The organism is Pseudomonas asgharzadehiana (genome assembly GCF_019139815.1).
Lineage (GTDB): Bacteria > Pseudomonadota > Gammaproteobacteria > Pseudomonadales > Pseudomonadaceae > Aquipseudomonas > Aquipseudomonas asgharzadehiana.
Window position 1 is genome coordinate 5,633,767 of record NZ_CP077079.1, and the last position, 24,762, is coordinate 5,658,528.

Here is a 24,762-nt window from a genome sequence, read left to right on the forward strand (position 1 = left end):
ACGATGGTTATGGTCGGCAGGCCCGTGAGCCTTGCCGTTGGCATTTGCCAGAATCGTTGCATTTTGCGGGTTTGTAGCGCAACCGTCACGGATAAAGTACGCACTGGCAACGTGTTGGCCGTCATTGCGAGCAAGCCAGAGCAGCCAACCTCATTCTTGTTGCCCGGGCTGCTCGGTCAGCGCCGCCGAGGCGGGCCTATCCTCATCCACCTGCGCCATCCGCCGGGGCAACAAAACCTGCTGTGGATAAGTTTGTGCGAAGTGCACCTCGGCGCAGTTATCCACAAGCTTTTTCAAGCGCTGGTTAAACGCCCGGCTCACCGCATATTGCCCGCCCGAGACGGTACGAAACTGCGCCGTGAGCACGACGCCGTTGAGGTCCATCCTGTCGACGCCAAACACTTCCAGCGGGCCTTGCAGGTTGTACTTGAGGAACACATCGTCGCGGATCGACTGCCCGGCCTCGCGAATCAGCTCCACGGCCTTGTCCACATCGGTGTCGTAGGTGAACTGCACCGAGAAGAACGCATAAGCAAATTGTCGCGACTGGTTGGTGACCGCCTTGATCTGCCCAAACGGAACCGAGTGGACAAAGCCCTTGCCGTCGCGCAGGCGCAGGGTGCGAATGGTCAGGCCTTCGACCGTGCCGGCGTGGCCGGAGTCGAGCACCACCCAATCGCCGATGGACAACGTGTCTTCGATGATGATGAACAGCCCGGTGATCACATCCTGCACCAGTTGCTGGGAGCCAAAACCAATGGCCAGCCCGACCACGCCGGCGCCCGCCAGCAGCGGCGCGACGTTGATGCCCAGATTGGCCATGGTGGTGATCGCGCAGATCACCACCAGGATGATCTTCACCGCATTGCGCAGCAGCGGCAGGATGGTTTTGACCCGTGTGCTCGGTTGGCGGCTGGCGCGTTTATTCACCGGTGGTTTCAGCGCTTCCTGGATGGCCGTGTCGAGCACCACCCAGAACAGCCAGGTCACCAGCAGGATCAGCCCGATGCTGCTCAAGGAGTTGCTGATGGCGCGACCTATGGAGTTGCGCTCGGCAAACTCAAACAATGACACGCCCCAGATGCGCCCGAGGATTTCGATAAAAGCCACGGCCATGACAATGCGCAAGACCGCGTGCAACAAACTGAGGAAGCGCTCTTTGTAGGCACTGCTGCGCTGGATCGCCACCTGGCTGCGGGATTTGAACAGGTGCTGCAACACCGTGCTGAGAAATACCGTGCCGATCAGCAGGATGGTGGTGAACAGTGCGCAGCGCAGGACCTTTTGATTATCGTCACCGGCGCCGATCAGGTTGATCGCCGAGACCAGCACCATCAATAAAATCGGCCAGTACCACAGCCCGGAGAAGATCCGCAGCGATTGCTGCAAAGCCGGGTGTTTGAGGCGCTGGGCCAGTGGCCGGTTGCGGATCAAATGCGCGACAGGCCTGCGCAGGCGCACCACCAGCACGCCGAAAATCAGCGTCGCGAACAGCGCGGTAAATACCGCGACGCTGCTGGTGATATTGCCGCCAAGTTGACGGGCGATTTGCGGGCTGGTCAGCGCGTCACTGAGGGCGGCGAGAAAGCCGATCAGGAACAGCGGTTTGGGGCAGTAGCCGCGAATAATCCGCACCGCCCGGCGCTTATGGCCGACAGTGAACATCACGATCACGCACAGCAGCATCGAGGTGGTAAAGATGCCGCTGCTGGTCGCATAGGCAAAACACAGCGCCAGTGCGCGGCCGACCGAAGTGGCTAAAAAATAACTGACATACAGGGTCAGCGGCAGGCAAATCAGGGCCGGGATCGTATAGGGCAGCACATAGCCAAGCACGCCCAGCAGGCGCCCGCGCCGTTCGACGAATGCGCGCTGGCTCAGGCGCCGCACGAGCAGTCGCCCCAGCAGCGTCAGCAGCGCAAAGGCGCCCAGCCACACACCCGACAACAAGAGGAAATCGCCGGCCACGCTCCACGGCGAACGCGCAGCCGTCTGGTCGACCAGGCGCCCGACTTCGTTCGCGGCCCGGTCGGCACGCAGGCGCCATTCGTCAATGACGTTCTGATTGAGATCCAGCTTCTGCTGTACGTCATCAATGCTGGAACTGATGGCGCCAAGCAGCCCGCCCTCCACCAGCAACTCCGGCTTGGCCGGCGCCTCCGGTTCCGGCGCGGTCGCCGCGGCGTGCAACGCGCCGTTGCCGCAACACAGCAGCACGCCGAGCAGTAAGGCAGTTTTTAAGTTCAGCAAAACTCCGAGCTCCTTCAGACGGGTCCGTAAGGAACTGACGGATTTGCGCTCTGATCGTTCCCGGGAATGTGCCGTCTGTAGGAACAGCGAAACTTTCAGCCAAATAGCGCAGTCATCCCACAACGACCCTATCTCTACGGGAGCAACCATGGCGGCGATTCATATCGGCATTTCCGGCTGGCGCTACACGCCCTGGCGCGGGGGCTTCTACCCCCAGGGGCTGACTCAGAAACGCGAATTGCAGTTTGCCTCGCGTGCCGTCAACAGTATCGAAATCAACGGCTCCTTCTATGCCTTGCAAACTCCCCAGCGTTACGCCGAGTGGTATGCCGACACGCCTGAAGCGTTCATGTTCAGCGTCAAGGCGCCGCGCTACATCACGCACACCCTGCGCTTGAAGGACGCACACGCGGCCATGGCCAATTTCTTTGCCTCCGGCGTGCTTGAACTCAAAGAAAAGCTGGGCGCCATCCTTTGGCAATTCCCGCCCAGTTTCAAATTTGATCCCGCGTTGTTCGAAGGCTTTTTAAAGCAATTACCCACCGACACCCAACAGGCCGCCGCCCTCGCCCGCCAGCATGAGCCGCGCCTGAACGGCAAAGCGAGCCTGCAAGCCCACGGCAAACGCGTGCTGCGCCATGCGGTGGAGATACGGCATAAAAGTTTTGCCGAACCGGCCTTTGTGCAATTGCTTGAGCAGCACGGCGTAGCCTTGGTGGTGGCGGACACCGCCGGCAAGTGGCCGTATCTGGAAGACGTCACCGCCGATTTCGTGTACCTGCGCCTGCACGGCGATAAGCAGTTGTACGCCAGCGGTTATACGAGCGAGGCGCTCAAGCGCTGGGGTGACCGCATCGAGTGCTGGCGCCACGGCAAACAACCGCCGGACGCTCACCTGATCGACCCGCATCACACGCCCCATGCGCGTAAGCAGCGTGATGTGTTCTGTTTTTTCGACAATGACATCAAGGTGCGGGCGCCCTTCGACGCGCGCCAATTGCTCCACCGTTTCGGGTTGGATAAACACCTCGCCACCGAGCCCGGCCAACTGCCGCAACCGGGGGTATTGCCATGACCCACCCGGAACTGATCCCCACCCCGCCCTCCGCCGCCATCCGACGTTTTACGGTGCTGACGGTGAATATTCACAAGGGTTTCACCGCCCTGAACCGGCGTTTCATCCTGCCCGAGTTGCGCGAGGCGGTGCGCAGCGTAGGCGCCGACATGGTGTTTTTGCAGGAGATCCACGGCACTCATGAACGCCATCCACAGCGCTACAGCGACTGGCCGAGCATGCCGCAATATGAGTTCCTCGCCGACAGCATCTGGCCGCAGTTTGCCTACGGGCGCAACGCGGTTTACCCCCATGGCGATCATGGCAATGCACTGCTGTCGAAATTCCAGATCGTGCGCCACGACAACCTGGACATATCCCAAAGCGGGCACGAAAACCGTGGCCTGCTGCATTGCGTGCTGCGCCTGCCGGGTACCGGGCAAGAAGTCCACGCGATCTGTATGCACCTGGGCTTGCGCGAGGTCCATCGCCAGCAGCAACTGCGCCTGCTGGAGCAGCGTATCAGTGAGATTCCCGCCGATGCGCCGTTGGTGGTGGCCGGGGATTTCAACGATTGGCGCCAGCGCGCCGACCTGAGCCAGAGCGGCCTCAAGGAAGTGTTCGTCGAAGCCTTGGGCAAGCCGGCGCGCACCTTTCCCGCGCGCCTGCCGTTGCTCGCGCTGGACCGCATTTACGTGCGCAACTTAAAGGCCCATCACCCGAAAGTGCTGAACACACGGCCCTGGTCCCATCTGTCGGACCATGTGCCGCTCTCGGTGGAGGTCGAACTATGAACGTCGCGGTAGAGCACATTCCCACCGACCAACCGCCGGATGAAACCAAGGCCCGCGACCTGGACTACGGCTGGCAAAGCGGCAACCAGATCCAGTTGCTGGAGAACGGCGAGGCCTACTTTCCACGGGTGTTCGAGGCCATGCGCCAAGCCCAGCGCGAGATCCTGCTGGAGACGTTCATCCTCTTCGAAGACAAGGTTGGGTACGCGCTGCAACGCATCCTGATCGCGGCGGCGCAGCGTGGCGTGAAGGTGGTGGTGAGCCTTGACGGTTTTGGCTGTGGCGAACTGAGCCCGGCGTTCCTGAGCGAATTGGCCGACGCCGGGGTGATGGTGCAAATGTTTGATCCCGCCGCCAAAACCCTCGGCATCCGCACCAACTGGTTTCGCCGCCTGCATCGCAAGATCGTGGTGGTGGATGCCAGCGTGGGGTTTATCGGCGGGATCAATTTTTCGGCCGATCACCTGGCCGATTTCGGCGCCGAAGCCAAACAGGATTACGCCGTGCAAGTGGTTGGCCCGGCAGTGGCCGACCTGCATCACTTCGCCCTGGCGCAAAGCGGCCGCCAAGTGCGCACGCGACGCGGTTGGCGGCGCCGCCAGCAACGGCCTGCGCCTTGGTCGACCGAGCAGGGCGATGGCTGGGTACGTTTGATTTACCGCGACAACCTGCAACACCGCGACGATATCGAAGAGGCCTATATCCAGGCACTGAGCAAAGCCCAAACACGGGCGGTGATCGCCAATGCGTATTTCTTTCCCGGCTACCGCCTGCTGCGCGAGATCCGTAATGCCGCACGCCGTGGCGTGCAGGTGCAACTGATCATGCAGGGCCAGCCCGACGTGCTGCTGGCCAAGCTGGCGGCGCGCATGCTCTACGACTACCTGCTCAAGGATGGCGTGGTGATCCACGAATACTGCCAGCGCCCGCTGCACGGCAAAGTGGCGCTGGTGGACGACGCCTGGAGCACCGTGGGCTCCAGCAACCTGGACCCGTTGAGCCTGGCGCTGAACCTGGAAGCCAACGTGTTGATTGGCGACCGTGCGTTCAACCAGCAGTTGTATGAACGCCTGCAAGCCCTTGCGAAAAATCACTGCCGGACCATCCCGCAAAAGCGCAAGCCGCGCCTATGGCTGTGGCGATTGACCGTGGGTTTCCTGGTGTTCCATGTGATGCGCCACTTCCCGGCGCTGACCGGCTGGCTGCCGGCGCACAAACCGCGCTTGAAACCTTTTGTACACGAGGGCCAGGCCCATGACGTCTGAACGCTTCAAACGCTGGAAGAAACCCCTGACCGTCGCATTCTTCCTGCTGCTGATCGCGCTGTTCACCCTGCTCGCTCGCAGGATCGACTGGAGCGAAGTGGTCCAGACCTTGGGCGATTTCAAACTGCGCACGTTGTTGGTCGCCAGCGCGCTGACCTTATGCAGCTTTATCGTCTACGCCTGCTTCGACCTGATCGGCCGCACCTACATCCGCCAGCCCTTGCGCTGGAAGCAGATCCTGCCGGTGGGGATCATCAGCTACGCGTTCAACCTCAACCTGAGCGCGTGGGTCGGCGGCATCGCCATGCGCTACCGGCTGTACTCGCGCCTGGGGGTGAGCACCGGCAATATCGCCAAGATCCTCGGCTTGAGCCTGGCCACCAATTGGTTTGGCTACATGGCATTGGCCGGCGCGGTGTTCAGCAGCGGGCTGGTGACGATGCCGCCGGGTTGGAAGCTGAGCAGCGGCGCCTTGCAGGGGGTGGGCGTGCTGTTGGTGCTGGCCAGTCTGGGTTACCTGGCGGCGTGCCGGTTTGCAAAAAAACGCGCCTGGTCGATTCGCGGCATCGAGATCAATCTGCCCTCGCTGCGCATGGCCTGCTTGCAGTTGGCCCTGGGTGCGCTGAATTGGTCGCTGATGGCCGCGGTGATTTTTACCCTGCTGCCCGCCAAGCTGGACTATCCACTGGTACTCGGCGTGTTGCTGATCAGCGCGATTGCCGGGGTGTTGACGCATATCCCGGCCGGGCTCGGCGTGCTGGAAGCGGTGTTCATCGGCTTGTTGCAGCATGAAGCATCACGGGGCAGTTTGTTGGCCGGCTTGATTGCTTATCGGGCGATCTACTTTATTTGCCCGCTGCTGATTGCGCTGGTGATGTACCTGGCGGTGGAGGCCAAGGCGAAGGCGTTGCGGGTTAAGAAAACCGCCACGTGAGGGAAGAGTTGCCGGGCGTACCGCCTTCGCGGGTACGCCCACCTACACGAATTACCTGGACTGGATGATGCTCAAGCGCTCCCCCACTACCATCTCGGTGATCCAGTCCACCAGAATCGACGTGTAAGCCTGTTGCGACACCGGATCACTCAAGGCATGGTCGGCACCGTCGATGATGCGGTGCGTCAGGGAATGGGTCTGCTGGCACGCCGCGCGGTAGCTCATGATGGTGGCGTGGGGCACATGGTCGTCGGTTTGCGATTCGACGATCAGCACATCCCCGGTAAATGCCGAGCACGCCTGCAAGGCGCGATTGGTTTGCGCATGCACCAGCGTGCTGCGGTAATCCATCAAGTCCATCTTGTCCAGGTCACGCTTGGGCTTGGTCCATTCCTGGTCGCGATACAGCGCCGGCACCCGCAGCGCCAGCCAGCGTACCGGGCGCAACGACGTCAGGATCGCGGCCAGGTAACCGCCATAACTGGTGCCCACCACGGCCACCGCCGACGTGTCGATAGCCGGGTGCGAGAGCAGCCGGTCGTAGGCGGCCAACAGGTCGCACAGGTTGTCTTCGCGGGTGACGCGCGATAGCGGAATACCGGTGCCGGCATGGCCGCGCAGGTCGAAGGTGAGGCACACACAGCCGAGGCCGGCGATGCCTTTGGCGCGCTCAAGATCGCGCTCCTGGCTACCGCCCCAACCGTGTACGAACAACACGCCCGGCACTTTGGATTTGGGGCTCAGGAACGTCCCGCTCATCTGTTCGTCGTCGATATCGATCGCAATGCTTTCGCTTCTAGCCGTCATAAGAGTTAACCGTTACGTACTTAAGGAGAAAGTCGCTGTTTTGCGCCGGGCCGCGGTACACCTCGATGGCGTCCGCCGGCAGCGCCTGCTCCACGTAGGTCTCTACCGAGGACACACGAATGGCCTTGAGACCTGGTTGATTGACAAAGCTCTGCAGCGCCGCGACTTCCGCGCTGCTGGCCCCGCCCATGCGCCAGGATTGTTCAAGCACGCCACTGCGGCGCTGGCCATCACTGTCCAGGCCCTGGGCGATGTCGTAGTTGCGCCGCGAGGCGTAGAAGCCGGGGTAGGCTTCATCCGCGGCGGCATCGAAGACCTGGGCTTGCTCGATAGCCAGGCGCACATCGTCGGGCAGGTCGAGCTTCAGCAAATCCGCGTAATCACCCGGCACCACCAGCAGGTTGGAGCCGCCATAGACCTTCTCGCCCTGCCCGTCCTCGGTGAGGTATTGCTCCCCGCAATAGCTGAACACACGCTCGCCGATACAACTGTGGCCCACACTATGGGTGACCACATCGTGCAGGTCTTGTTCCAGCACCACGCCTTGGTTGAACAGTTGCGCCGCATCGGGCCGCGCCAGCAGCGCATCGAATTCGTCGAGGCTGTGGATAACTTCCTGACCGCGCCCAGCACACGCATGCACCGGTTTCAGCCGAATGGGCCCGCTGTAGAGCAAGCGCGTGGCGGCGGGCCGTGCATCGTCCAGGGCAAATACGCTGAGGCCGTCGAGCACCACATCGCGTACACGCTCACAGAACAACGCCGACCAGCCTTCGGGCGCCTTGGCTTCGGGACCTAACAGGCCATGGCTGATGGCTTTGGTGCAGATGAAATCGTGCTCGACATACCCGCCCCACAAGTCTTGCGGGCCTCTGATATTCAGGGCGAGCGCCTGCTCCGGCCCCACCAACGTTTGGGTGGGCAGCAGGTAAAGTTCGCGGCCTGCGTGTTTTTGCCGGTCGTAGCTACCACCGAATTCAAGCCCCAGGACCTGCGCCAGCCAACGGGCCAAGGCGCGGTTGGTGTCGACTTCATGCTGTGGCGCGCCCGCTCGCGAGGAGTGAGCAACCACCAGTTTTTTACGTTGATTTGGGGTCATGCTTCCCCCTTGGCTATCCCACCGTGTGTGTACAACAAGGGGTTGCAGGGATCAGGCCAAGGCTGATTGACGCGTAGGGTCCGGAATTTCATCCGTTGTGGAAAAAAGATGGCAGATGGCCTGTTTTATTCTGCACGACGGCGATGCGAGGGCGCGGCGTTCTGCACGACTTACACGCCAAAGCGGCTGCGGTAATCACTGGGCGCCAGGCCGGTGATTTTTTTGAATGTGGCACGAAAGGCACTGGGGTCCTGGTAGCCCACGGTCCAGGCGATATGGTCGATGGTGCCGTTGGTGAACTCCAGCATCTGCCGCGCCTTGCCCACGCGCAGGTGCTGGCAGTATTCGGTGGGCTTCAGGCCGGTGGCGCCGCGAAAACGCCGCAGGAAGGTGCGTTCTTCCAGGCCCGCTTCCTGCGCCATGGCCGCGACAGACACATCCACCGCGCCGCTGGCCTGCAACCAGTGCTGAACCTTGAGAATGGCCGCGTCGCCATGGCCGAGGATCGGCGCAAAATTACTGCCGCACTGGCTGGCGCTGTCGCTGTGTTCGATCACCAGAAAGCGCGCCGTGTCGGCGGCGATGCTTGGCCCCATCAGCCGATCGACCAGGCGCAAGCCCAGCTCGGACCAGGCCATCAACCCGGCCGTGGTGATCAAGTCGCCGTCATCGACGATGGGTTTGTCCGCTTCCAGGCGCACTGCGGGGTAACGTGCGGCGAAGGATTCGGCGGATGACCAATGAGTGGTGGCGCTGCGCCCATCCAATAAACCGCTGCGCGCCAGCATGATTGAGCCGATGCACACGCCGCCAAGGACGGTGCCGGCCGCATGTTGTTGGCGGATCCATGCCAGCAGCGCCGCCGGCGCCTGTGCCTCGGTGAACTCGCCGATCGAAGGCGGTACCAGCACGGCCATCAGCGGCTGCTCGGGGCCTGGGTGAGTGTCGAATACTTTTGCCGGTAGGCCATCGGCCTGCACTTGCCAATGGCTGACGCGTAGCAGCGGCAATTGCGCCGACTGGTGCTCGGCGCCAATCCGGTTGGCCACCCCAAACAGGTCGGTCAAGCCATGCACGGCGGCCAACTGCGCACCTTGGTAAATCAACACACCCAACTCAACAACAGCCATTGTCAGTTTTCCCCCTGTTATTGTCGGTGCAGCCAATGCCCGGCGCCGGCGCCAGCTAAGATACTGAGCCCATCAACCCATCAAGAGGCAATTACCCATGGCCAAGCAAGCGCTCATCCTAATCGATATCCAGAACGACTACTTCCCCCAAGGCAAGTGGCCGCTTGACGGCGTGGAAACGGCTGCGGACAAGGCCGCCCAGGTGCTGCAGGCTTTCCGCGAGGCCGGGGATGCGGTGATTCATGTGCGTCATGAGTTCACCTCCGAGGACGCGCCGTTCTTCACACCCGAGTCCAAGGGTGCGCACCTGCATCCAAAAGTGCTGAACGAAGGCAACGAGCCGGTGGTGCTTAAACATTTCGTGAATGCATTTCGCGAAACCAACCTGCGCACCCTGCTGGAAAAACGCAGCATCACCGAACTGGTGGTGGTGGGCAGCATGAGCCATATGTGCGTCGATGCCGTGGTGCGGGCAGCGGCCGACCTGGGTTACACCGTCACGGTGATCCACGACGCCTGCGCCACCCTGGACCTGGAGTTCAACGGGCAGGTGATTCCGGCGGCGCAGGTGCATGCCGCGTATATGGCGGCGCTGGCGTTTGGGTATGCGAATGTGGTGTCGGCGGACGAGTATGTGCAGGCCCGCGCAACGGCATGACCACCACTGGTTTTAGCAGGTGGCGATGACGAACAGGCGCGGGAATGGCAGCAATACCGTGCCATCGGCCAGGGCGGGATAAGCCTGGGTAATCCGCGCTTGATAATCCTGCAGGAACGCGACTTTTTCGCTCTGCGTGAGCGGTGCGAGATAGGGGCGCAACGCCGAGCCCTTGAACCACTCCACCACAGCGGCATGATCGGCCAGGGGATGCTGGTAGGTGGTGCCCCATACATCGACAGTGCTGCAATGCCGGCTCAGCAGTTCGTAGTAGTAGCTCGCGGTGTGTCGCTCGTTGTGTTTGATCGTGCCAACCTTGGCAGCCCACGGGCCATCCGCCGCGACTTGCCGAGCCAGGCGGTGCGCCGGCTCGTCGAGGTTGTCCGGGGTTTGCACCGCCAGCGTGCCGCCGGGGTTCAGTTGCCTGACCAGGTGCGGGTACAGCTTGGCGTGATCCGGCAGCCATTGCAGGGAGGCATTGGCCAGGATCACGTCGAATGGTTGCGCGGGGCTCCACGCACCAATGTCCGCCAGTTCGAAAGTCAACGCGGGCAGCCTTTTGCGCGCGTCGGCCAGCATGTCATCGGAACTGTCCAGGCCGGTGACGCGGGCTTGAGGGAACCGCTCGGCCAAGACTTCGGTGGAGTTGCCGGGCCCGCAGCCCAGGTCGACAGCGGTACGCACATTGGTATCGGGAATGGCGGCAACCAAGTCCCGGACGGGGCGGGTGCGCTGTTGTTCAAACAGGGTGTATTGCTTGGCAGACCAGGTCATTGCCGCTTTCCTTCTAACCCGTGGTGGTAGTGGACCGTACTGGAGCCGCGCATAGCGCTAAAACATCCACGTATCGTAAGGCGCCTTGAAGATCAGGTAGTCGCGCTCAAACATAACCTTGATGCCGTTGGGGTGGAAGGAGCGGAGCAGTGGTTCCTGATGAACGTCGCCGTTCTTGTCCGTCCACCGGTAATAGGCGGAGCCCTGCGGCGACACTTTCAGTTGGGCCTCGACCTGCTCGCCCAGGTGTTGTCGCTGCGCCGGCTCAAATGCCTCGGCAGGTACCTCCAAGCGCAGGCTAGTAACCACCTCATCCTGATGAACCGTATTGAAAAACCGTGCGAATGCGACCAGGTTTTTCGGTTGTTCAAGCGCGAACAACGCGCTTAGCAGCTGCGAATCTTCGAACAGCCGATCAAGGGGGAAATCAACGTGATTAATGGTGCCGGAGGTGTGAGTGAACTGCATCGATAGCCCCGGTTTCCCGGCAATATTGTCAATCACGCCCAAGCCCAGCCCATCGGCCATGGCCAGAGAGAGACTCTCGGCAATCATCCGTCGTAGCTTCGCTCGATCCGCCGGAGGATTCGCTGGGTCAAGGTCAGCCATTGACTGAAACGACGGGTGTGGCAGCAAGCTGATCCATCCGGCGGCAAGCGAGGTGTGCAAGATAATCCGCGTTGCTCGGGGCTGCTTTTGCAACTGCTGCACAAACGTGGTGAGTGCGGGGTTGAAGGGATCGATCTTTGCCAGATATTGCGCAACTTCAACGGTGCTGTCGGGATCCTGAGTGGCGTCCAACCGCTCAAGGGCGTATTGGTGCGCCAACGCGCCGCCCTCGGAATCAAGACGCTCGTTCTGCAACATCTTGAAGGCCTGGAAGCGAAACGGCTTCGGGGAGTCGGCACGCTTGAGAATACTGACCGCCACGGGCATCAATCCCTCATCGCGGTCCATGATTTCGAGGATGTAGAGCTTGCGGTTGTTGTCGAAATCAACATCCTGGAAGAGCGCTCTCAACCGCACGCTGATTGAGTCGTTACGCGCGCCGAAGGCCCAGCCGCCACGGGCCACCGAGAGCAGTTTGAGCGCATCGAGAAAATCCGAGCTGTCCGAGTCTTTCGACTCGATAATCGACAGCAGGCGGTTTTCGTCGCCCTTTCTGAAATCCAGGTTAACCATGGACTCCCCGCGCGCCTTGCGGCGAGCCAACTGGATCATGTAGGAGTCAAGCAATGCTCGGGTGCGGTAGGTATCCAGCGTCTTGCTGGCGACTGAGGATTCGTTCTCAAGTGAAAGCCACGACTCCACACGCTGCTTCATCTGGGATTCAAATGTCGTCTGCAAATTGCTGCTGATGAAATAGGTCAGCGCAGACCCGCCGACCACAACCACCGAGATGATGAAGGTCAGCGCCTGGGTCGCCCGGGTAATGGGCGCATTGGCCTGCTCTAGAATCTCTTTGCTCAGTTCGTACTTCAGATGGCTTATTTGAGCCGCCTGGTTCGCTTCCAACTGGCGAACCCTCTCGAGGGCTTCCTGGATGCGCTGCTCGGCATCCTGAGTTTGCTCTCGGCAGGCTTTGAGGGCCTGGGCCAACGCATCCGATGCGGACGTATCAGTACTCACGTTTCAACTCCTGTTCCATTCTGCTATCCCTGACGTGCCTGACCGCGCAGGGGTGCAGACCTGCGCAGTATTTTGCGGGCAAAAATAAAGCCCCTGGTGAATGCACAGGGGCTTTATTTGTTATCGACAACCGTTGCGACTATCCGTTTTAGAACGGGATATCGTCATCAAAGCTGTCAAAGTCAGGAGCCGGTTGCGCAGCGGCCTGCTGTGGCGCTGGACGCGACTCACGCTGCGGCTGCTGGCTTGGCTGTGGACGCGACTGCTGTGGACGCGGAGCCGAGTTGGACATGCCACCCTGGCCCTGTTGGTCGCCCTGTGGACGACCGCCCAACAGTTGCATGGTGCCTTGCATGTCGACCACGATTTCAGTGGTGTAACGCTTGATGCCGTCCTTTTCCCACTCGCGGGTTTGCAGCTTGCCTTCGATGTAGACCTGCGAACCTTTGCGCAGGTATTCGCCGGCGATTTCCGCGACCTTGCCGAACATCGACACACGGTGCCATTCGGTCTTTTCGACCTTCTGACCGGTCTGCTTGTCGGTCCACTGTTCACTGGTCGCCAGACTCAGGTTGGTCACGGCGTTACCGTTAGGCAAGTAGCGAACTTCGGGATCCTGGCCGCACGTACCGACCAATATGACTTTGTTAACCCCACGGGCCATAACGTTCTCCTAGGCTGGGCGCGCTGTCGGCACTGGGTTGACCAGTTGCTCGAGCGTCGCGCGGTCCAATAATTCGGTGTCCAATTTGATGTAGATCGCAGCTTCTTCTGCGACCACTACTGCGTCCGTTACTCCAACGACGGCCTTCAGGCGCTCGGCCAAGCCAGCTTCGCGAATCGCTTCAGGCGATAACGGCAGGCGTAGGCTCGTCACATACGGAGGTTCGCGCATGGTAACAGCAAAGGCCAACCAGAGGGCAGCCAGACCTGCGCATCCCAGGAACACAACCGACAAACCGCCATGCTGGAACATCCAGCCGCCCATAATGCCGCCGAGCGCGGAGCCCAGGAACTGGCTGGTGGAATACACCCCCATCGCCGTGCCCTTGCCGCCGGCCGGTGAAACTTTACTGATCAGCGAAGGCAGCGAAGCCTCCAGGAGGTTGAACGCGGTGAAGAACACCACCGTGCCGATCACCAGCGCCCGCAGGCTGTCGCCGAACTGCCAGAAGAATAGTTCAGTGAGCATCAATGTCGCGACGGCGCCCAGCAAAACTCGTTTCATTTTGCGTTTTTTCTCGCCATAGATGATGAACGGGATCATGGCGAAGAACGAAATCAACAGCGCGGTGAGGTACACCCACCAGTGCTGCTCCTTGGGCAGGCCGGCTTTTTGCACCAGTGCCAGGGGCAAGGCGACGAAGCTGCACATCAGCATGGCGTGCAATACGAAGATACCTAAATCCAGGCGCAGCAGGTCCGGGTGCTTGAGCGTCGGTAACAACGCCTTGCGCGCAACCCCGGACTCGCGGTGCTGCAACGTGCCGGTGGAGCGCGGCACCATGAAGGCCACGATGAGGATACCGATCAGCGCCATGCCGCCGGTAGCGAGAAACAAACCGTGCAAGCCGAACGCACGCGTCAGCAACGGGCCAACCACCATGGCCACGGCAAACGACAGGCCTATGGTCATGCCGATCATGGCCATGGCCTTGGTACGGTGCTGTTCGCGGGTCAGGTCCGACAGCAGTGCCATCACCGCAGCGGAAATCGCGCCGGCGCCTTGCAGGATACGTCCGGCGATCACGCCCCAGATCGAATCGGCCTGGGCCGCCAGCACACTGCCGAGGGCGAAGACGATCAGCCCCAGGTAAATCACCGGGCGGCGGCCAATGCGGTCGGAGATGATCCCGAACGGAATCTGAAAAATCGCCTGGGTCAGACCATAGGCGCCAATGGCCAGGCCGATCAGTGCCGGGGTCGCACCGGCGAGGTCCATGCCATAGGTCGCCAGTACCGGCAACACCATAAACATGCCCAGCATACGGAAGGCGAACACCAGGGCCAGACCGCTTGCTGCTCGGGTCTCGCCGCTACTCATGCGTTCGCTGTGGGGATCGTGCATGGAAAAACCTCGTGTGAACCGGCGGCGATTCTACCAGTCCCATCGATTGAGAGGGTATATGCGGCGCTTTGCCGCGCAGCTTTCATGTAAGGCTGCACCCGGCACTTTGACAGTGTATATTCATCCAGTCTTCCGTCGTATACTCCCGCATTATTTACGCCCGCCGTGCGAGGCCATCTTGGACAAGATCCTGATTCGTGGGGCTAGAACCCACAACCTGAAGAACATCGACCTGACCCTGCCCCGGGACAAACTGATCGTCATCACCGGCCTGTCCGGCTCCGGCAAATCGTCCCTGGCGTTCGATACGCTGTATGCCGAAGGCCAGCGTCGCTATGTGGAGTCACTGTCGGCCTATGCCCGCCAGTTCCTGTCGATGATGGAAAAACCCGACGTCGACACCATCGAGGGCCTGTCGCCGGCGATTTCCATCGAACAGAAGTCGACCTCCCATAACCCGCGCTCCACCGTGGGCACCATCACCGAAATCTACGACTACTTGCGCCTGCTCTATGCGCGAGTCGGTATTCCGCGCTGCCCGGACCACGACATTCCCCTGGAAGCCCAGACCGTCAGCCAGATGGTCGACCTGGTGCTGGCCCAGCCGGAAGGCGCCAAGCTGATGCTGCTGGCCCCGGTGATTCGCGAGCGCAAGGGCGAACACCTTTCCGTCTTCGAAGAGCTGCGCGCCCAGGGTTTTGTGCGCGCGCGCATCAACGGCAAGCTCTATGAACTGGACGAAGCGCCCAAGCTCGACAAGCAGAAGAAGCACTCCATTGATGTGGTGGTCGACCGTTTCAAAGTACGTGCCGACCTGCAGCAGCGCCTGGCGGAGTCGTTCGAGACAGCGCTGAAGCTGGCGGACGGCATCGCCCTGGTAGCACCGATGGATGACGAGCCGGGCGAAGAGATCATCTTCTCCGCGCGCTTCGCCTGCCCGATCTGTGGCCATGCCATCAGCGAACTGGAACCCAAGCTGTTTTCCTTCAACAACCCGGCCGGCGCCTGCCCGACGTGTGATGGCCTGGGTGTGAAGCAGTTCTTTGACATCAAGCGCCTGGTTAACGGTGAACTCACCTTGGCGGAGGGTGCGATACGCGGATGGGACAGGCGCAACGTCTATTACTTCCAGATGCTGGGGTCGCTGGCGTCGCACTATAAGTTCAGCCTGGAAATGCCCTTCAATCAACTGCCGGCGGACCAGCAGAAAGTCATCCTCCACGGCAGTGGCTCGCAGAATGTCGATTTCAAATATTTGAACGACCGCGGCGACATTGTTAAGCGCTCGCATCCGTTTGAAGGCATCGTGCCGAACCTGGAACGGCGCTACCGCGAGACCGAATCGGCCAGCGTGCGCGAAGAGCTGGCGAAATTCCTCAGCACCCAGCCCTGCCCGGATTGCCGAGGCACTCGCCTGCGTCGTGAGGCGCGGCATGTGTGGGTAGGCGAGAAAACGCTGCCAGCGGTGACCAACCTGCCCATCGGCGATGCCTGCGAGTACTTTGGCGTACTCAAGCTGACCGGACGCCGCGGGGAAATTGCCGACAAGATCCTCAAGGAAATCCGCGAGCGGTTACAGTTCCTGGTTAACGTGGGCCTCGACTACCTGTCGCTGGATCGTAGCGCCGACACGTTGTCCGGCGGTGAGGCGCAGCGCATTCGTCTGGCCAGCCAGATCGGTGCCGGCCTGGTGGGTGTGTTGTATATCCTCGATGAGCCGTCGATTGGCTTGCACCAACGGGATAATGATCGCCTGCTGGGTACGCTGAAACACCTGCGCGATATTGGCAACACCGTGATCGTGGTCGAGCACGATGAAGACGCGATCCGCCTGGCGGACTATGTAGTCGATATCGGCCCGGGCGCCGGTGTGCATGGTGGGCATATCGTTGCCGAGGGCACCCCGGCCGAAGTGATGGCGCATCCCGACTCGTTGACCGGCAAGTACTTGTCCGGCCGCGTCAAGATCGAAGTACCGGCCAAACGTACACCGCGTAACAAAAAGATGGCGTTGCACCTCAAGGGCGCGCGCGGTAACAACCTGCGCAATGTCGACCTGGAGATTCCGTTGGGCCTGCTGACATGCGTGACCGGTGTTTCCGGCTCAGGCAAATCGACGCTGATCAATAACACGCTGTTCCCTTTGAGCGCCACTGCCCTGAACGGCGCGACTACCCTGGAAGCCGCTGCGCATGACAGCATCAAGGGCCTGGAGCACCTGGACAAGGTGGTCGACATCGACCAGAGCCCGATCGGCCGTACACCGCGCTCCAACCCGGCAACCTATACCGGGCTGTTTACGCCGATTCGCGAGCTGTTTGCCGGAGTACCGGAGTCCCGCTCGCGCGGTTACGGGCCTGGTCGGTTCTCGTTCAACGTCAAGGGCGGGCGATGCGAAGCATGCCAGGGCGATGGCTTGATCAAGGTAGAGATGCACTTTTTGCCGGACATCTACGTGCCGTGCGATGTGTGCAAGAGCAAACGCTATAACCGTGAAACCCTGGAGATCAAATACAAAGGCAAGAGCATCCACGAAACCCTGGAGATGACTATCGAGGAAGCTCGTATGTTTTTCGACGCGGTCCCAGCGTTGGCGCGCAAGCTGCAAACGTTGATGGATGTGGGCCTGTCGTATATCAAGCTGGGGCAATCGGCGACCACGCTGTCTGGTGGCGAGGCGCAACGGGTCAAGCTGTCTCGCGAGCTGTCCAAACGCGATACCGGCAAGACTCTGTATATCCTCGACGAACCGACCACGGGGCTGCATTTTGCGGATATCCAGCAACTGTTGGACGTGTTGCACCGGTTGCGCGACCACGGCAATACGGTGGTAGTGATCGAGCACAACCTTGATGTGATCAAGACCGCGGATTGGCTGGTGGATCTGGGGCCGGAAGGCGGTTCCAAGGGTGGCCAGATCATTGCGGTAGGTACGCCGGAGCAGGTCAGCGAGATGGCGCAGTCCCACACCGGTTACTACTTGAAACCGTTGTTGGAACGCGATCGGGCCTGAGTGATTCAGGCCCAAGAAAAAGCCCCTGTCACGTTGCGGTGACAGGGGCTTTTTTGTAAGCGGAAATCAGAATTGCGATTGCAGGTAGTTTTCCAGGCCAATCAGTTTGATCAGGCCCAACTGCTTTTCCAGCCAATAGGTGTGATCTTCTTCGGTGTCGTTCAACTGCACCCGCAGAATCTCCCGCGTGACGAAGTCGCTGTGCTGCTCGCAGAGCTCGATGCCCTTGCAGAGTGCGGCACGCACCTTGTATTCAAGACGAAGATCAGCTGCAAGCATGTCAGGTACGCTGGTGCCCACATCCAGATCGTCGGGACGCATACGCGGCGTGCCTTCGAGCATTAGAATCCGGCGCATCAATGCATCGGCGTGCTGTGCCTCTTCTTCCATCTCATGGTTAATACGCTCGTAGAGTTCGGTAAAACCCCAGTCTTCGTACATACGCGAGTGGATGAAATATTGGTCACGAGCTGCCAGTTCGCCCGTCAGCAACGTGTTGAGGTAATCGATTACGTCGGGGTGACCTTGCATCGCCCTACATCTCCCTGCTTGAAAGCCTGTAGTTTGAACCATCATGACTCGGAGGTCACGGGATCAACGGCATAAAAGTGCAGATTTCCGGAGAAAAGTAGCTGAAATAACGCAAAAACCGCCCAAATGAGGGCGGTTCTGCTTCTCGTTTAGAGTCAGCTAAGCGTTACACCCAGCGCCTTTGCGATTGCTTCTCCATAAGCCGGGTCGGCCTTGTAGAAGTGTTGCAGTTGGACCTGTACCACTGCGCTGGTGACGCCTTCCATCGCACCGGCGATGTTGCTGACCAGCAGAGCTTTCTGGGCATCATCCATCAACCGGTACAGCGCACCTGCATGGCTGTAGTAATCGGTGTCTTCACGTTGATCATACCGGTCTGCTGCACCGTTCAACGGCAGGGGCGGCTCTGCATACTGGGGTGCCTGCTTTGGAGCATCAGCGTAACTGTTAGGCTCATAATTTGGTGCAGCTGCGCCATTGCTACCAAATGCCATGGAGCCGTCACGCTGATAGCTGTTCACCGGGCTTCGCGGGGCGTTCACCGGCAGTTGCTGGTGATTGGTCCCTACGCGATAGCGGTGTGCATCAGCATAGGCAAACACGCGACCTTGCAGCATGCGATCCGGCGACAACCCAACACCAGGCACCATGTTGCTTGGGCCAAATGTAGCCTGCTCGACCTCGGCAAAATAATTCAAGGGATTGCGATTCAGCTCCAACTCGCCGACTTCGATCAGTGGGAACTCCTGCTGCGACCAGGTCTTGGTCACATCGAAGGGGTTCTCATAGTGAGCGGCAGCCTGAGCCTCGGTCATGATTTGGATATTGACACTCCATTTCGGAAAGTCGCCGCGCTCAATCGCAGCAAACAGGTCGCGTTGAGCGTAATCAGGATCGGTACCGGCCAAGCGCGCAGCCACATCTGGCGCCAGGTTCTTGATGCCTTGTTTGGTTTTGTAGTGCCACTTCACCCAATGACGCTCACCCTTAGCGTTGATCAGGCTGTAGGTGTGGCTACCAAAGCCGTGCATATGACGGTAGCCGTCGGGGATACCGCGGTCCGAAAACAGAATGGTGATCTGATGCAGCGCCTCGGGCGAGTGTGACCAGAAGTCCCATTTGGCTTGGTTACTGCCAAGGTTGCTCTGCGGCAGTCGCTTCTGGGTGTGGATGAAATCGGGAAATTTGAGCGGATCGCGGATGAAGAATACCGGGGTGTTATTGCCAACGATGTCCCAGTTACCTTCTTCGGTATAGAACTTCAAAGCGAAGCCCCGCGGGTCACGCGCAGTGTCTGCCGAACCACGCTCACCACCCACGGTAGAGAAGCGCAGGAACGTTGGCGTTTGTTTACCAACGGTCTCGAACAACTTGGCACGTGTGTATTGAGTGATGTCGCGTGTAACGGTGAACGTTCCGTAGGCACCTGAACCCTTGGCGTGCACACGACGCTCAGGAATGTTTTCGCGGTTGAAGTGCGCAAGCTTTTCAATCAGATGAAAGTCATCAAGCAGCAACGGGCCGCGCGGGCCAGCAGTGCGGGAGTTCTGGTTGTCAGCAACGGGAGCGCCACTGGCGGTCGTAAGCGTTTTCAGGCTCATGCTCAATCTTCCTCAGGTCAGGCTTAACTGCCGGCTATCGGCTTGGAGGGAGTATTGACCATCAAGATGACACCATCAAATGCATTAAATTATGGGCTTTGATAGAAAATAACTAATTACCCGTCAGGGCGAATAGCGTCTGCTTAAAAGAGAACCGGTAGCGACCCGAATAATATAGATGGCTTTTCTATCGCCCACAAAAAACCGGGCACTAAGGCCCGGTTCTTCGTTACAGCTTGTCGTCTTACTCGGCGCTTACAGCTTCGCCGGCAGTAGCACGATCAACCAACTCAACGTACGCCATAGGCGCGTTGTCACCAGCGCGGAAACCGCACTTGAGGATGCGCAGGTAGCCACCCTCACGGGTAGCGTAACGCTTGCCCAGGTCGTTGAAGAGCTTACCAACGATAGCTTTCGAACGAGTACGGTCGAAAGCCAGACGGCGGTTAGCCAGGCTGTCTGTCTTGGCCAAAGTGATCAGCGGCTCAGCAACGCGACGCAGTTCTTTAGCTTTCGGCAGTGTAGTTTTGATCAGCTCGTGCTCGAACAGCGACACCGCCATGTTTTGAAACATGGCCTTGCGGTGCGAGCTGGTACGGCTCAGGTGACGACCACTTTTACGATGACGCATGGTTCATTCCTTACCAAACTCACGTTCGGTGATTACGACGATCAGGCAGTCGCCTTGTCGTCCTTCTTAAGACTTGCAGGCGGCCAGTTGTCGAGGCGCATGCCGAGGGACAGACCGCGGGAGGCCAGAACGTCCTTGATTTCAGTCAAGGATTTCTTGCCCAGGTTCGGAGTCTTCAACAGTTCTACTTCGGTACGCTGAATCAGGTCACCGATGTAGTAAATGTTTTCCGCCTTAAGGCAGTTAGCCGAACGTACAGTCAGTTCCAGATCGTCAACCGGGCGAAGCAGGATCGGATCGATCTCGTCTTCCTGCTCGATTACCACTGGTTCGCTGTCACCTTTGAGGTCGACGAACGCAGCCAACTGCTGTTGCAGAATGGTTGCAGCGCGGCGAATAGCCTCTTCAGGATCCAGAGTACCGTTGGTTTCCAGATCAATAACCAGCTTGTCCAGGTTAGTACGCTGTTCGACACGGGCGTTTTCCACCACGTATGCGATACGGCGAACCGGGCTGAACGAAGAGTCAAGCTGCAAGCGACCAATGCTGCGGCTTTCGTCTTCATCGCTCTGACGCGAGTCGGCCGGTTCATAACCACGACCACGAGCTACAGTGAGCTTCATGTTCAGGGCGCCGTTAGACGCCAGGTTAGCGATTACGTGATCGGGGTTAACGATCTCGACATCATGATCCAGCTGAATATCGGCAGCGGTAACCACCCCCGAACCCTTCTTCGACAAGGTCAGCGTAACTTCGTCACGGCCGTGCAGCTTGATAGCCAGACCTTTAAGGTTCAACAGGATTTCAATTACGTCTTCCTGTACACCTTCGATGGCGCTGTACTCGTGGAGCACACCGTCAATCTCGGCCTCGACTACTGCACAGCCGGGCATTGAGGACAACAGGATGCGGCGCAGCGCGTTGCCCAGGGTGTGGCCAAAACCACGCTCGAGAGGCTCGAGAGTGATCTTGGCGCGGGTTGGACTGACAACCTGCACATCAATGTGGCGGGGTGTCAGGAACTCATTTACCGAAATCTGCATGGATGCACCTATTTTCTAGCCCTTACTTGGAGTAGAGCTCGACAATCAGGCTTTCGTTGATGTCGGCGGACAGATCACTGCGAGCTGGAACGTTCTTGAAAACGCCCGACTTCTTCTCAGTGTCTACTTCTACCCATTCTACGCGGCCACGTTGGGCACACAGATCGAGAGCTTGGACAATGCGAAGTTGGTTTTTAGCTTTCTCGCGAACTGCGACCACGTCACCAGCACGAACCTGGTAGGACGGAACGTTTACGGTCTGACCGTTAACGCTGATCGACTTGTGCGATACCAGCTGACGGGATTCGGCACGAGTAGAACCAAAGCCCATACGGTATACAACGTTGTCCAGACGGCATTCGAGCAGTTGCAGCAGGTTTTCACCGGTTGCACCTTTCTTGCCAGCAGCTTCTTTGTAGTAGCCGCTGAACTGACGCTCGAGAACGCCGTAGATACGACGGACCTTCTGCTTTTCACGCAGTTGGGTGCCGTAATCGGACTGGCGACCGCGGCGTTGGCCGTGGATACCAGGTGCTGCTTCAATGTTGCACTTCGATTCGATCGCGCGCACGCCGCTCTTCAGGAAGAGATCGGTGCCTTCGCGACGAGCGAGTTTGCATTTTGGACCAATGTAACGAGCCATTCTTTACAATCTCCTGGATTACACGCGGCGCTTCTTCGGCGGACGGCACCCGTTGTGCGGGATTGGCGTCACGTCGGTGATGCTGGCGATCTTATAGCCACAGCCGTTCAAAGCACGGACAGCAGACTCACGACCTGGACCTGGACCTTTGACGTTAACGTCGAGGTTTTTCAGGCCGTATTCCAGCGCAGCTTGACCAGCACGTTCAGCAGCTACTTGAGCAGCAAACGGGGTGGACTTGCGGGAACCGCGGAAACCCGAACCACCGGAGGTAGCCCAAGAAAGCGCGTTACCTTGACGGTCGGTGATGGTCACGATGGTGTTGTTAAAAGATGCATGGATGTGGGCGATGCCATCAACCACTGTCTTTTTAACTTTTTTACGAGGACGAGCAGCAGGTTTTGCCATGATAATTTTCCTGTCGATTCGCTGGGGCGATTACTTGCGGATCGGCTTACGCGGACCTTTACGGGTACGCGCGTTAGTCTTGGTACGCTGACCGCGTACTGGAAGACCACGACGATGACGCAGACCGCGATAGCAACCGAGGTCCATCAAACGCTTGATTTTCATGTTGATTTCGCGACGCAGGTCACCTTCAGTGGTGAACTTCGCCACTTCGCCACGCAGCTGTTCAATCTGCTCGTCGCTCAGATCCTTGATCTTAGCGGCTGGGTTTACCCCAGCAACTGCGCAAATTTTCTGCGCAGTAGTGCGACCAACACCATAGATGTAGGTCAGCGAGATAACAGTGTGCTTGTTATCTGGAATGTTAACGCCTGCAATACGGGCCATTCAGTGGGACTCCAATTGACAGCTACCTACGCCCCGGAAGCCAAGAAATAGGGCGCGAGATAATATCGCTGTAATAACAAATAATCAACCCGGCAGCGCACTAGCTGCCGGGCTTCAAGCGGATCACACTCAGCCTTGGCGCTGTTTGTGACGCGGTTCCGCGCTGCAAATTACTCGAACAACACCTTCGCGGCGAATAATCTTGCAGTTACGGCACAGCTTTTTCACCGATGCACGAACTTTCATCACCAACTCCTCGAACCTTATGGGGTACTCAGCGCAACATGCCGCTGCCGTAGCCCTTCAGGTTGGCTTTCTTCATCAGGGATTCGTACTGGTGCGAAACGAGGTGCGATTGTACTTGGGACATGAAGTCCATCACAACCACGACGACGATCAGCAACGAGGTCCCGCCAAGGTAGAACGGAACGTTTGCTGCAACCACCAGGAACTGGGGCAACAAGCACACGGCCGTCATATATAGAGCACCGAACAGGGTTAAACGGGTCAGAACGCCATCAATGTAGCGTGCAGACTGCTCACCTGGACGAATGCCCGGAATAAAGGCACCGGACTTCTTCAGGTTTTCCGCTACGTCTTTCGGATTGAACATCAACGCCGTATAGAAGAAGCAGAAGAAAATAATCCCTGCACTAAACAGCAGAATATTCAACGGCTGACCAGGAGCGATCGACTGAGAGAGGTCCTGCAGCCAGCCCATATTTTCAGACTGACCAAACCAGGTACCCAACGAAGCCGGAAACAGCAAAATGCTGCTCGCGAAAATTGCCGGAATAACACCGGCCATATTCACTTTCAGCGGCAAGTGGCTGGTCTGCGCGGCAAAAACCTTACGGCCCTGCTGACGCTTGGCGTAGTGAACAGCAATACGACGCTGACCACGCTCAATGAACACCACAAAACCGATAATCGCTACTGCCAGCAAACCGATGGCAACCAAGGCGAAAATGTTGATATCACCCTGACGCGCAGACTCGAAAGACTGCCCTATCGCTCTCGGAAGACCGGCGACGATACCTGCGAAAATCAACATCGAGATACCGTTGCCAACACCACGCTCAGTAATCTGCTCACCCAGCCACATCATGAACATCGCACCAGCCACAAACGTGGATACCGCGACGAAATGGAAGCCAAAGTCACCAGTGAACGCAACGCCCTGCCCGGCCAAGCCAACGGACATGCCGATAGCTTGGACCAGGGCGAGGACGACAGTGCCGTAGCGGGTGTACTGGCTAATCTTGCGACGACCAGCTTCACCTTCCTTCTTCAACTGCTCCAGTTGCGGACTGACGGCGGTCATCAACTGCATGATGATCGATGCCGAGATGTACGGCATGATCCCCAACGCAAAGATGCTCATCCGTTCCAGCGCGCCACCGGAAAACATGTTGAACAAGCTAAGAATGGTCCCCTCATTCTGTCGAAACAGGTCTGCGAGTCGGTCCGGGTTGATACCTGGAACCGGGATGTGTGCGCCTATTCGGTAGACGATAATCGCCAGGAACAGAAAACGCAGACGAGCCCAAAGTTCAGACATACCGCCTTTGCCGAGCGCTGAGAGAGCACCTTGCTTAGCCATTTATTCCTCGAACTTGCCGCCAGCTGCTTCGATAGCCGAACGCGCACCTTTGGTGGCGCCGATTCCCTTGCCGATAGTGACAGCGCGAGTCACTTCACCGGACAACATGATTTTCACACGTTGTACGTTGACGTTGATCACGTTGGCATCTTTCAGGGTCTGCACAGTAACGATGTCGCCTTCCACTTTAGCCAGCTCGGACAGACGCACTTCTGCGCGGTCCATGGCTTTCAGGGATACGAAACCGAACTTAGGCAGGCGACGATGCAGCGGCTGTTGACCGCCTTCAAAGCCTGGAGCAATGGTGCCACCGGAGCGGGAGGTTTGACCTTTGTGGCCACGGCCACCAGTCTTACCCAAACCGCTACCGATACCACGGCCCGGACGATGCTTTTCACGACGGGAACCCGGCGCTGGACTCAGATCATTGAGTTTCATCG

General features: G+C 59.0%; 24 protein-coding genes. 6 read left to right on the plus strand and 18 right to left on the minus strand.

Features of this window, described 5'->3' with window-relative positions; translation table 11 throughout:
* Window positions 1-150: 150 nt before the first annotated feature.
* Entirely contained in the window at window positions 151-2,250 is a 2,100-nt protein-coding gene (locus KSS96_RS25575; RefSeq protein ID WP_217855459.1) for a mechanosensitive ion channel family protein, read from the minus strand.
* 148 nt (window positions 2,251-2,398) lie between these two features.
* Here KSS96_RS25575 and KSS96_RS25580 point away from each other — a divergent pair, with 148 nt between their 5' ends.
* The 4 genes from KSS96_RS25580 to KSS96_RS25595 are packed head-to-tail and all read left to right on the plus strand — an operon-like array spanning window position 2,399 to window position 6,297.
* Entirely contained in the window at window positions 2,399-3,325 is a 927-nt protein-coding gene (locus KSS96_RS25580) for a DUF72 domain-containing protein (RefSeq protein ID WP_017525972.1), read from the plus strand.
* Complete coding sequence (locus tag KSS96_RS25585) at window positions 3,322-4,098, plus strand: endonuclease/exonuclease/phosphatase family protein (protein WP_017525971.1); 777 nt, start codon at window positions 3,322-3,324, stop codon at window positions 4,096-4,098. Before KSS96_RS25580 ends, KSS96_RS25585 begins: the two co-directional genes overlap by 4 nt.
* Window positions 4,095-5,363 carry a cardiolipin synthase ClsB gene (gene clsB, locus KSS96_RS25590; RefSeq protein ID WP_135196959.1) on the plus strand — a complete coding sequence of 423 codons (1,269 nt, stop codon included), beginning with the start codon at window positions 4,095-4,097 and terminating at the stop codon, window positions 5,361-5,363. Before KSS96_RS25585 ends, clsB begins: the two co-directional genes overlap by 4 nt.
* Complete coding sequence (locus tag KSS96_RS25595) at window positions 5,353-6,297, plus strand: lysylphosphatidylglycerol synthase domain-containing protein (protein WP_068934167.1); 945 nt, start codon at window positions 5,353-5,355, stop codon at window positions 6,295-6,297. Before clsB ends, KSS96_RS25595 begins: the two co-directional genes overlap by 11 nt.
* A gap of 51 nt (window positions 6,298-6,348) precedes the next feature.
* Here KSS96_RS25595 and KSS96_RS25600 read toward each other — a convergent pair whose 3' ends face one another.
* The 3 genes from KSS96_RS25600 to KSS96_RS25610 form a co-directional block, all read right to left on the minus strand.
* Window positions 6,349-7,104, minus strand: coding sequence for an alpha/beta hydrolase family protein (locus KSS96_RS25600; RefSeq protein WP_217855461.1), 756 nt, complete (start codon window positions 7,102-7,104; stop codon window positions 6,349-6,351).
* Window positions 7,094-8,203, minus strand: a complete 1,110-nt coding sequence (locus KSS96_RS25605; RefSeq protein ID WP_217855463.1) for a DUF3182 family protein — start codon at window positions 8,201-8,203, stop codon at window positions 7,094-7,096. Before KSS96_RS25605 ends, KSS96_RS25600 begins: the two co-directional genes overlap by 11 nt.
* A 170-nt stretch (window positions 8,204-8,373) precedes the next feature.
* Entirely contained in the window at window positions 8,374-9,333 is a 960-nt protein-coding gene (locus KSS96_RS25610; protein WP_026067109.1) for a GlxA family transcriptional regulator, read from the minus strand.
* 97 nt (window positions 9,334-9,430) lie between these two features.
* Here KSS96_RS25610 and KSS96_RS25615 point away from each other — a divergent pair, with 97 nt between their 5' ends.
* Complete coding sequence (locus tag KSS96_RS25615) at window positions 9,431-9,991, plus strand: cysteine hydrolase family protein (protein ID WP_217855465.1); 561 nt, start codon at window positions 9,431-9,433, stop codon at window positions 9,989-9,991.
* A 12-nt stretch (window positions 9,992-10,003) separates the two neighbouring features.
* Here the strand turns inward: KSS96_RS25615 and tam are convergent, their stop codons facing one another.
* From tam to KSS96_RS25635, 4 genes are all read right to left on the minus strand, one after another.
* Window positions 10,004-10,765, minus strand: a complete 762-nt coding sequence (gene tam, locus KSS96_RS25620) for a trans-aconitate 2-methyltransferase (protein ID WP_217855467.1) — start codon at window positions 10,763-10,765, stop codon at window positions 10,004-10,006.
* 57 nt (window positions 10,766-10,822) lie between these two features.
* The gene (locus KSS96_RS25625; RefSeq protein ID WP_217855468.1) at window positions 10,823-12,394 is read right to left on the minus strand and encodes a hypothetical protein; all 1,572 of its coding nucleotides are present in this window, start codon (window positions 12,392-12,394) and stop codon (window positions 10,823-10,825) included.
* 148 nt (window positions 12,395-12,542) lie between these two features.
* Window positions 12,543-13,058, minus strand: coding sequence for a single-stranded DNA-binding protein (locus tag KSS96_RS25630; RefSeq protein WP_003176397.1), 516 nt, complete (start codon window positions 13,056-13,058; stop codon window positions 12,543-12,545).
* 9 nt (window positions 13,059-13,067) lie between these two features.
* Complete coding sequence (locus tag KSS96_RS25635) at window positions 13,068-14,462, minus strand: MFS transporter (RefSeq protein ID WP_017525961.1); 1,395 nt, start codon at window positions 14,460-14,462, stop codon at window positions 13,068-13,070.
* Window positions 14,463-14,640: 178 nt separating this feature from the next.
* Here KSS96_RS25635 and uvrA point away from each other — a divergent pair, with 178 nt between their 5' ends.
* Window positions 14,641-17,475, plus strand: coding sequence for an excinuclease ABC subunit UvrA (gene uvrA, locus KSS96_RS25640; protein WP_065879151.1), 2,835 nt, complete (start codon window positions 14,641-14,643; stop codon window positions 17,473-17,475).
* Between the two features lie 66 nt (window positions 17,476-17,541).
* Here the strand turns inward: uvrA and bfr are convergent, their stop codons facing one another.
* From bfr to rplO, 10 genes are all read right to left on the minus strand, one after another.
* Window positions 17,542-18,006: a bacterioferritin gene (gene bfr / locus KSS96_RS25645; protein ID WP_017525959.1), complete on the minus strand. Its 465-nt coding sequence runs from the start codon at window positions 18,004-18,006 to the stop codon at window positions 17,542-17,544.
* 155 nt (window positions 18,007-18,161) lie between these two features.
* Window positions 18,162-19,607: a catalase gene (locus tag KSS96_RS25650; RefSeq protein ID WP_068931681.1), complete on the minus strand. Its 1,446-nt coding sequence runs from the start codon at window positions 19,605-19,607 to the stop codon at window positions 18,162-18,164.
* 244 nt (window positions 19,608-19,851) lie between these two features.
* Complete coding sequence (gene rplQ, locus KSS96_RS25655; protein ID WP_003176402.1) at window positions 19,852-20,238, minus strand: 50S ribosomal protein L17; 387 nt, start codon at window positions 20,236-20,238, stop codon at window positions 19,852-19,854.
* Window positions 20,239-20,279: 41 nt separating this feature from the next.
* Window positions 20,280-21,281: a DNA-directed RNA polymerase subunit alpha gene (locus KSS96_RS25660; protein ID WP_003176403.1), complete on the minus strand. Its 1,002-nt coding sequence runs from the start codon at window positions 21,279-21,281 to the stop codon at window positions 20,280-20,282.
* 22 nt (window positions 21,282-21,303) lie between these two features.
* The gene (rpsD, locus tag KSS96_RS25665; protein ID WP_003176404.1) at window positions 21,304-21,924 is read right to left on the minus strand and encodes a 30S ribosomal protein S4; all 621 of its coding nucleotides are present in this window, start codon (window positions 21,922-21,924) and stop codon (window positions 21,304-21,306) included.
* Between the two features lie 18 nt (window positions 21,925-21,942).
* Window positions 21,943-22,332: a 30S ribosomal protein S11 gene (rpsK, locus tag KSS96_RS25670; protein WP_002555466.1), complete on the minus strand. Its 390-nt coding sequence runs from the start codon at window positions 22,330-22,332 to the stop codon at window positions 21,943-21,945.
* 30 nt (window positions 22,333-22,362) lie between these two features.
* Window positions 22,363-22,719, minus strand: a complete 357-nt coding sequence (rpsM, locus tag KSS96_RS25675) for a 30S ribosomal protein S13 (RefSeq protein ID WP_003194635.1) — start codon at window positions 22,717-22,719, stop codon at window positions 22,363-22,365.
* A 129-nt stretch (window positions 22,720-22,848) separates the two neighbouring features.
* Window positions 22,849-22,965: a 50S ribosomal protein L36 gene (rpmJ, locus tag KSS96_RS25680; protein ID WP_002555468.1), complete on the minus strand. Its 117-nt coding sequence runs from the start codon at window positions 22,963-22,965 to the stop codon at window positions 22,849-22,851.
* 28 nt (window positions 22,966-22,993) lie between these two features.
* Window positions 22,994-24,322, minus strand: a complete 1,329-nt coding sequence (gene secY, locus KSS96_RS25685) for a preprotein translocase subunit SecY (protein WP_003194637.1) — start codon at window positions 24,320-24,322, stop codon at window positions 22,994-22,996.
* Window positions 24,323-24,760 (minus strand): 50S ribosomal protein L15, encoded by a 438-nt coding sequence (gene rplO / locus KSS96_RS25690; RefSeq protein WP_003176407.1) that lies wholly within the window; start codon window positions 24,758-24,760, stop codon window positions 24,323-24,325.
* Window positions 24,761-24,762: the final 2 nt, after the last annotated feature.

Coding starts and splice junctions, on each gene's coding strand:
- KSS96_RS25580 (WP_017525972.1), top strand. CDS start 2,399: ATGGCGGCGATTCATATCGGCATTTCCGGCTGGCGCTACACGCCCTGG.
- KSS96_RS25585 (WP_017525971.1), top strand. CDS start 3,322: ATGACCCACCCGGAACTGATCCCCACCCCGCCCTCCGCCGCCATCCGA.
- clsB (WP_135196959.1), top strand. CDS start 4,095: ATGAACGTCGCGGTAGAGCACATTCCCACCGACCAACCGCCGGATGAA.
- KSS96_RS25595 (WP_068934167.1), top strand. CDS start 5,353: ATGACGTCTGAACGCTTCAAACGCTGGAAGAAACCCCTGACCGTCGCA.
- KSS96_RS25600 (WP_217855461.1), bottom strand. CDS start 7,104: ATGACGGCTAGAAGCGAAAGCATTGCGATCGATATCGACGACGAACAG.
- KSS96_RS25605 (WP_217855463.1), bottom strand. CDS start 8,203: ATGACCCCAAATCAACGTAAAAAACTGGTGGTTGCTCACTCCTCGCGA.
- KSS96_RS25610 (WP_026067109.1), bottom strand. CDS start 9,333: ATGGCTGTTGTTGAGTTGGGTGTGTTGATTTACCAAGGTGCGCAGTTG.
- KSS96_RS25615 (WP_217855465.1), top strand. CDS start 9,431: ATGGCCAAGCAAGCGCTCATCCTAATCGATATCCAGAACGACTACTTC.
- tam (WP_217855467.1), bottom strand. CDS start 10,765: ATGACCTGGTCTGCCAAGCAATACACCCTGTTTGAACAACAGCGCACC.
- KSS96_RS25630 (WP_003176397.1), bottom strand. CDS start 13,058: ATGGCCCGTGGGGTTAACAAAGTCATATTGGTCGGTACGTGCGGCCAG.
- KSS96_RS25635 (WP_017525961.1), bottom strand. CDS start 14,462: ATGCACGATCCCCACAGCGAACGCATGAGTAGCGGCGAGACCCGAGCA.
- bfr (WP_017525959.1), bottom strand. CDS start 18,006: ATGCAAGGTCACCCCGACGTAATCGATTACCTCAACACGTTGCTGACG.
- KSS96_RS25650 (WP_068931681.1), bottom strand. CDS start 19,607: ATGAGCCTGAAAACGCTTACGACCGCCAGTGGCGCTCCCGTTGCTGAC.
- rplQ (WP_003176402.1), bottom strand. CDS start 20,238: ATGCGTCATCGTAAAAGTGGTCGTCACCTGAGCCGTACCAGCTCGCAC.
- KSS96_RS25660 (WP_003176403.1), bottom strand. CDS start 21,281: ATGCAGATTTCGGTAAATGAGTTCCTGACACCCCGCCACATTGATGTG.
- rpsD (WP_003176404.1), bottom strand. CDS start 21,924: ATGGCTCGTTACATTGGTCCAAAATGCAAACTCGCTCGTCGCGAAGGC.
- rpsK (WP_002555466.1), bottom strand. CDS start 22,332: ATGGCAAAACCTGCTGCTCGTCCTCGTAAAAAAGTTAAAAAGACAGTG.
- rpsM (WP_003194635.1), bottom strand. CDS start 22,719: ATGGCCCGTATTGCAGGCGTTAACATTCCAGATAACAAGCACACTGTT.
- rpmJ (WP_002555468.1), bottom strand. CDS start 22,965: ATGAAAGTTCGTGCATCGGTGAAAAAGCTGTGCCGTAACTGCAAGATT.
- secY (WP_003194637.1), bottom strand. CDS start 24,322: ATGGCTAAGCAAGGTGCTCTCTCAGCGCTCGGCAAAGGCGGTATGTCT.
- rplO (WP_003176407.1), bottom strand. CDS start 24,760: ATGAAACTCAATGATCTGAGTCCAGCGCCGGGTTCCCGTCGTGAAAAG.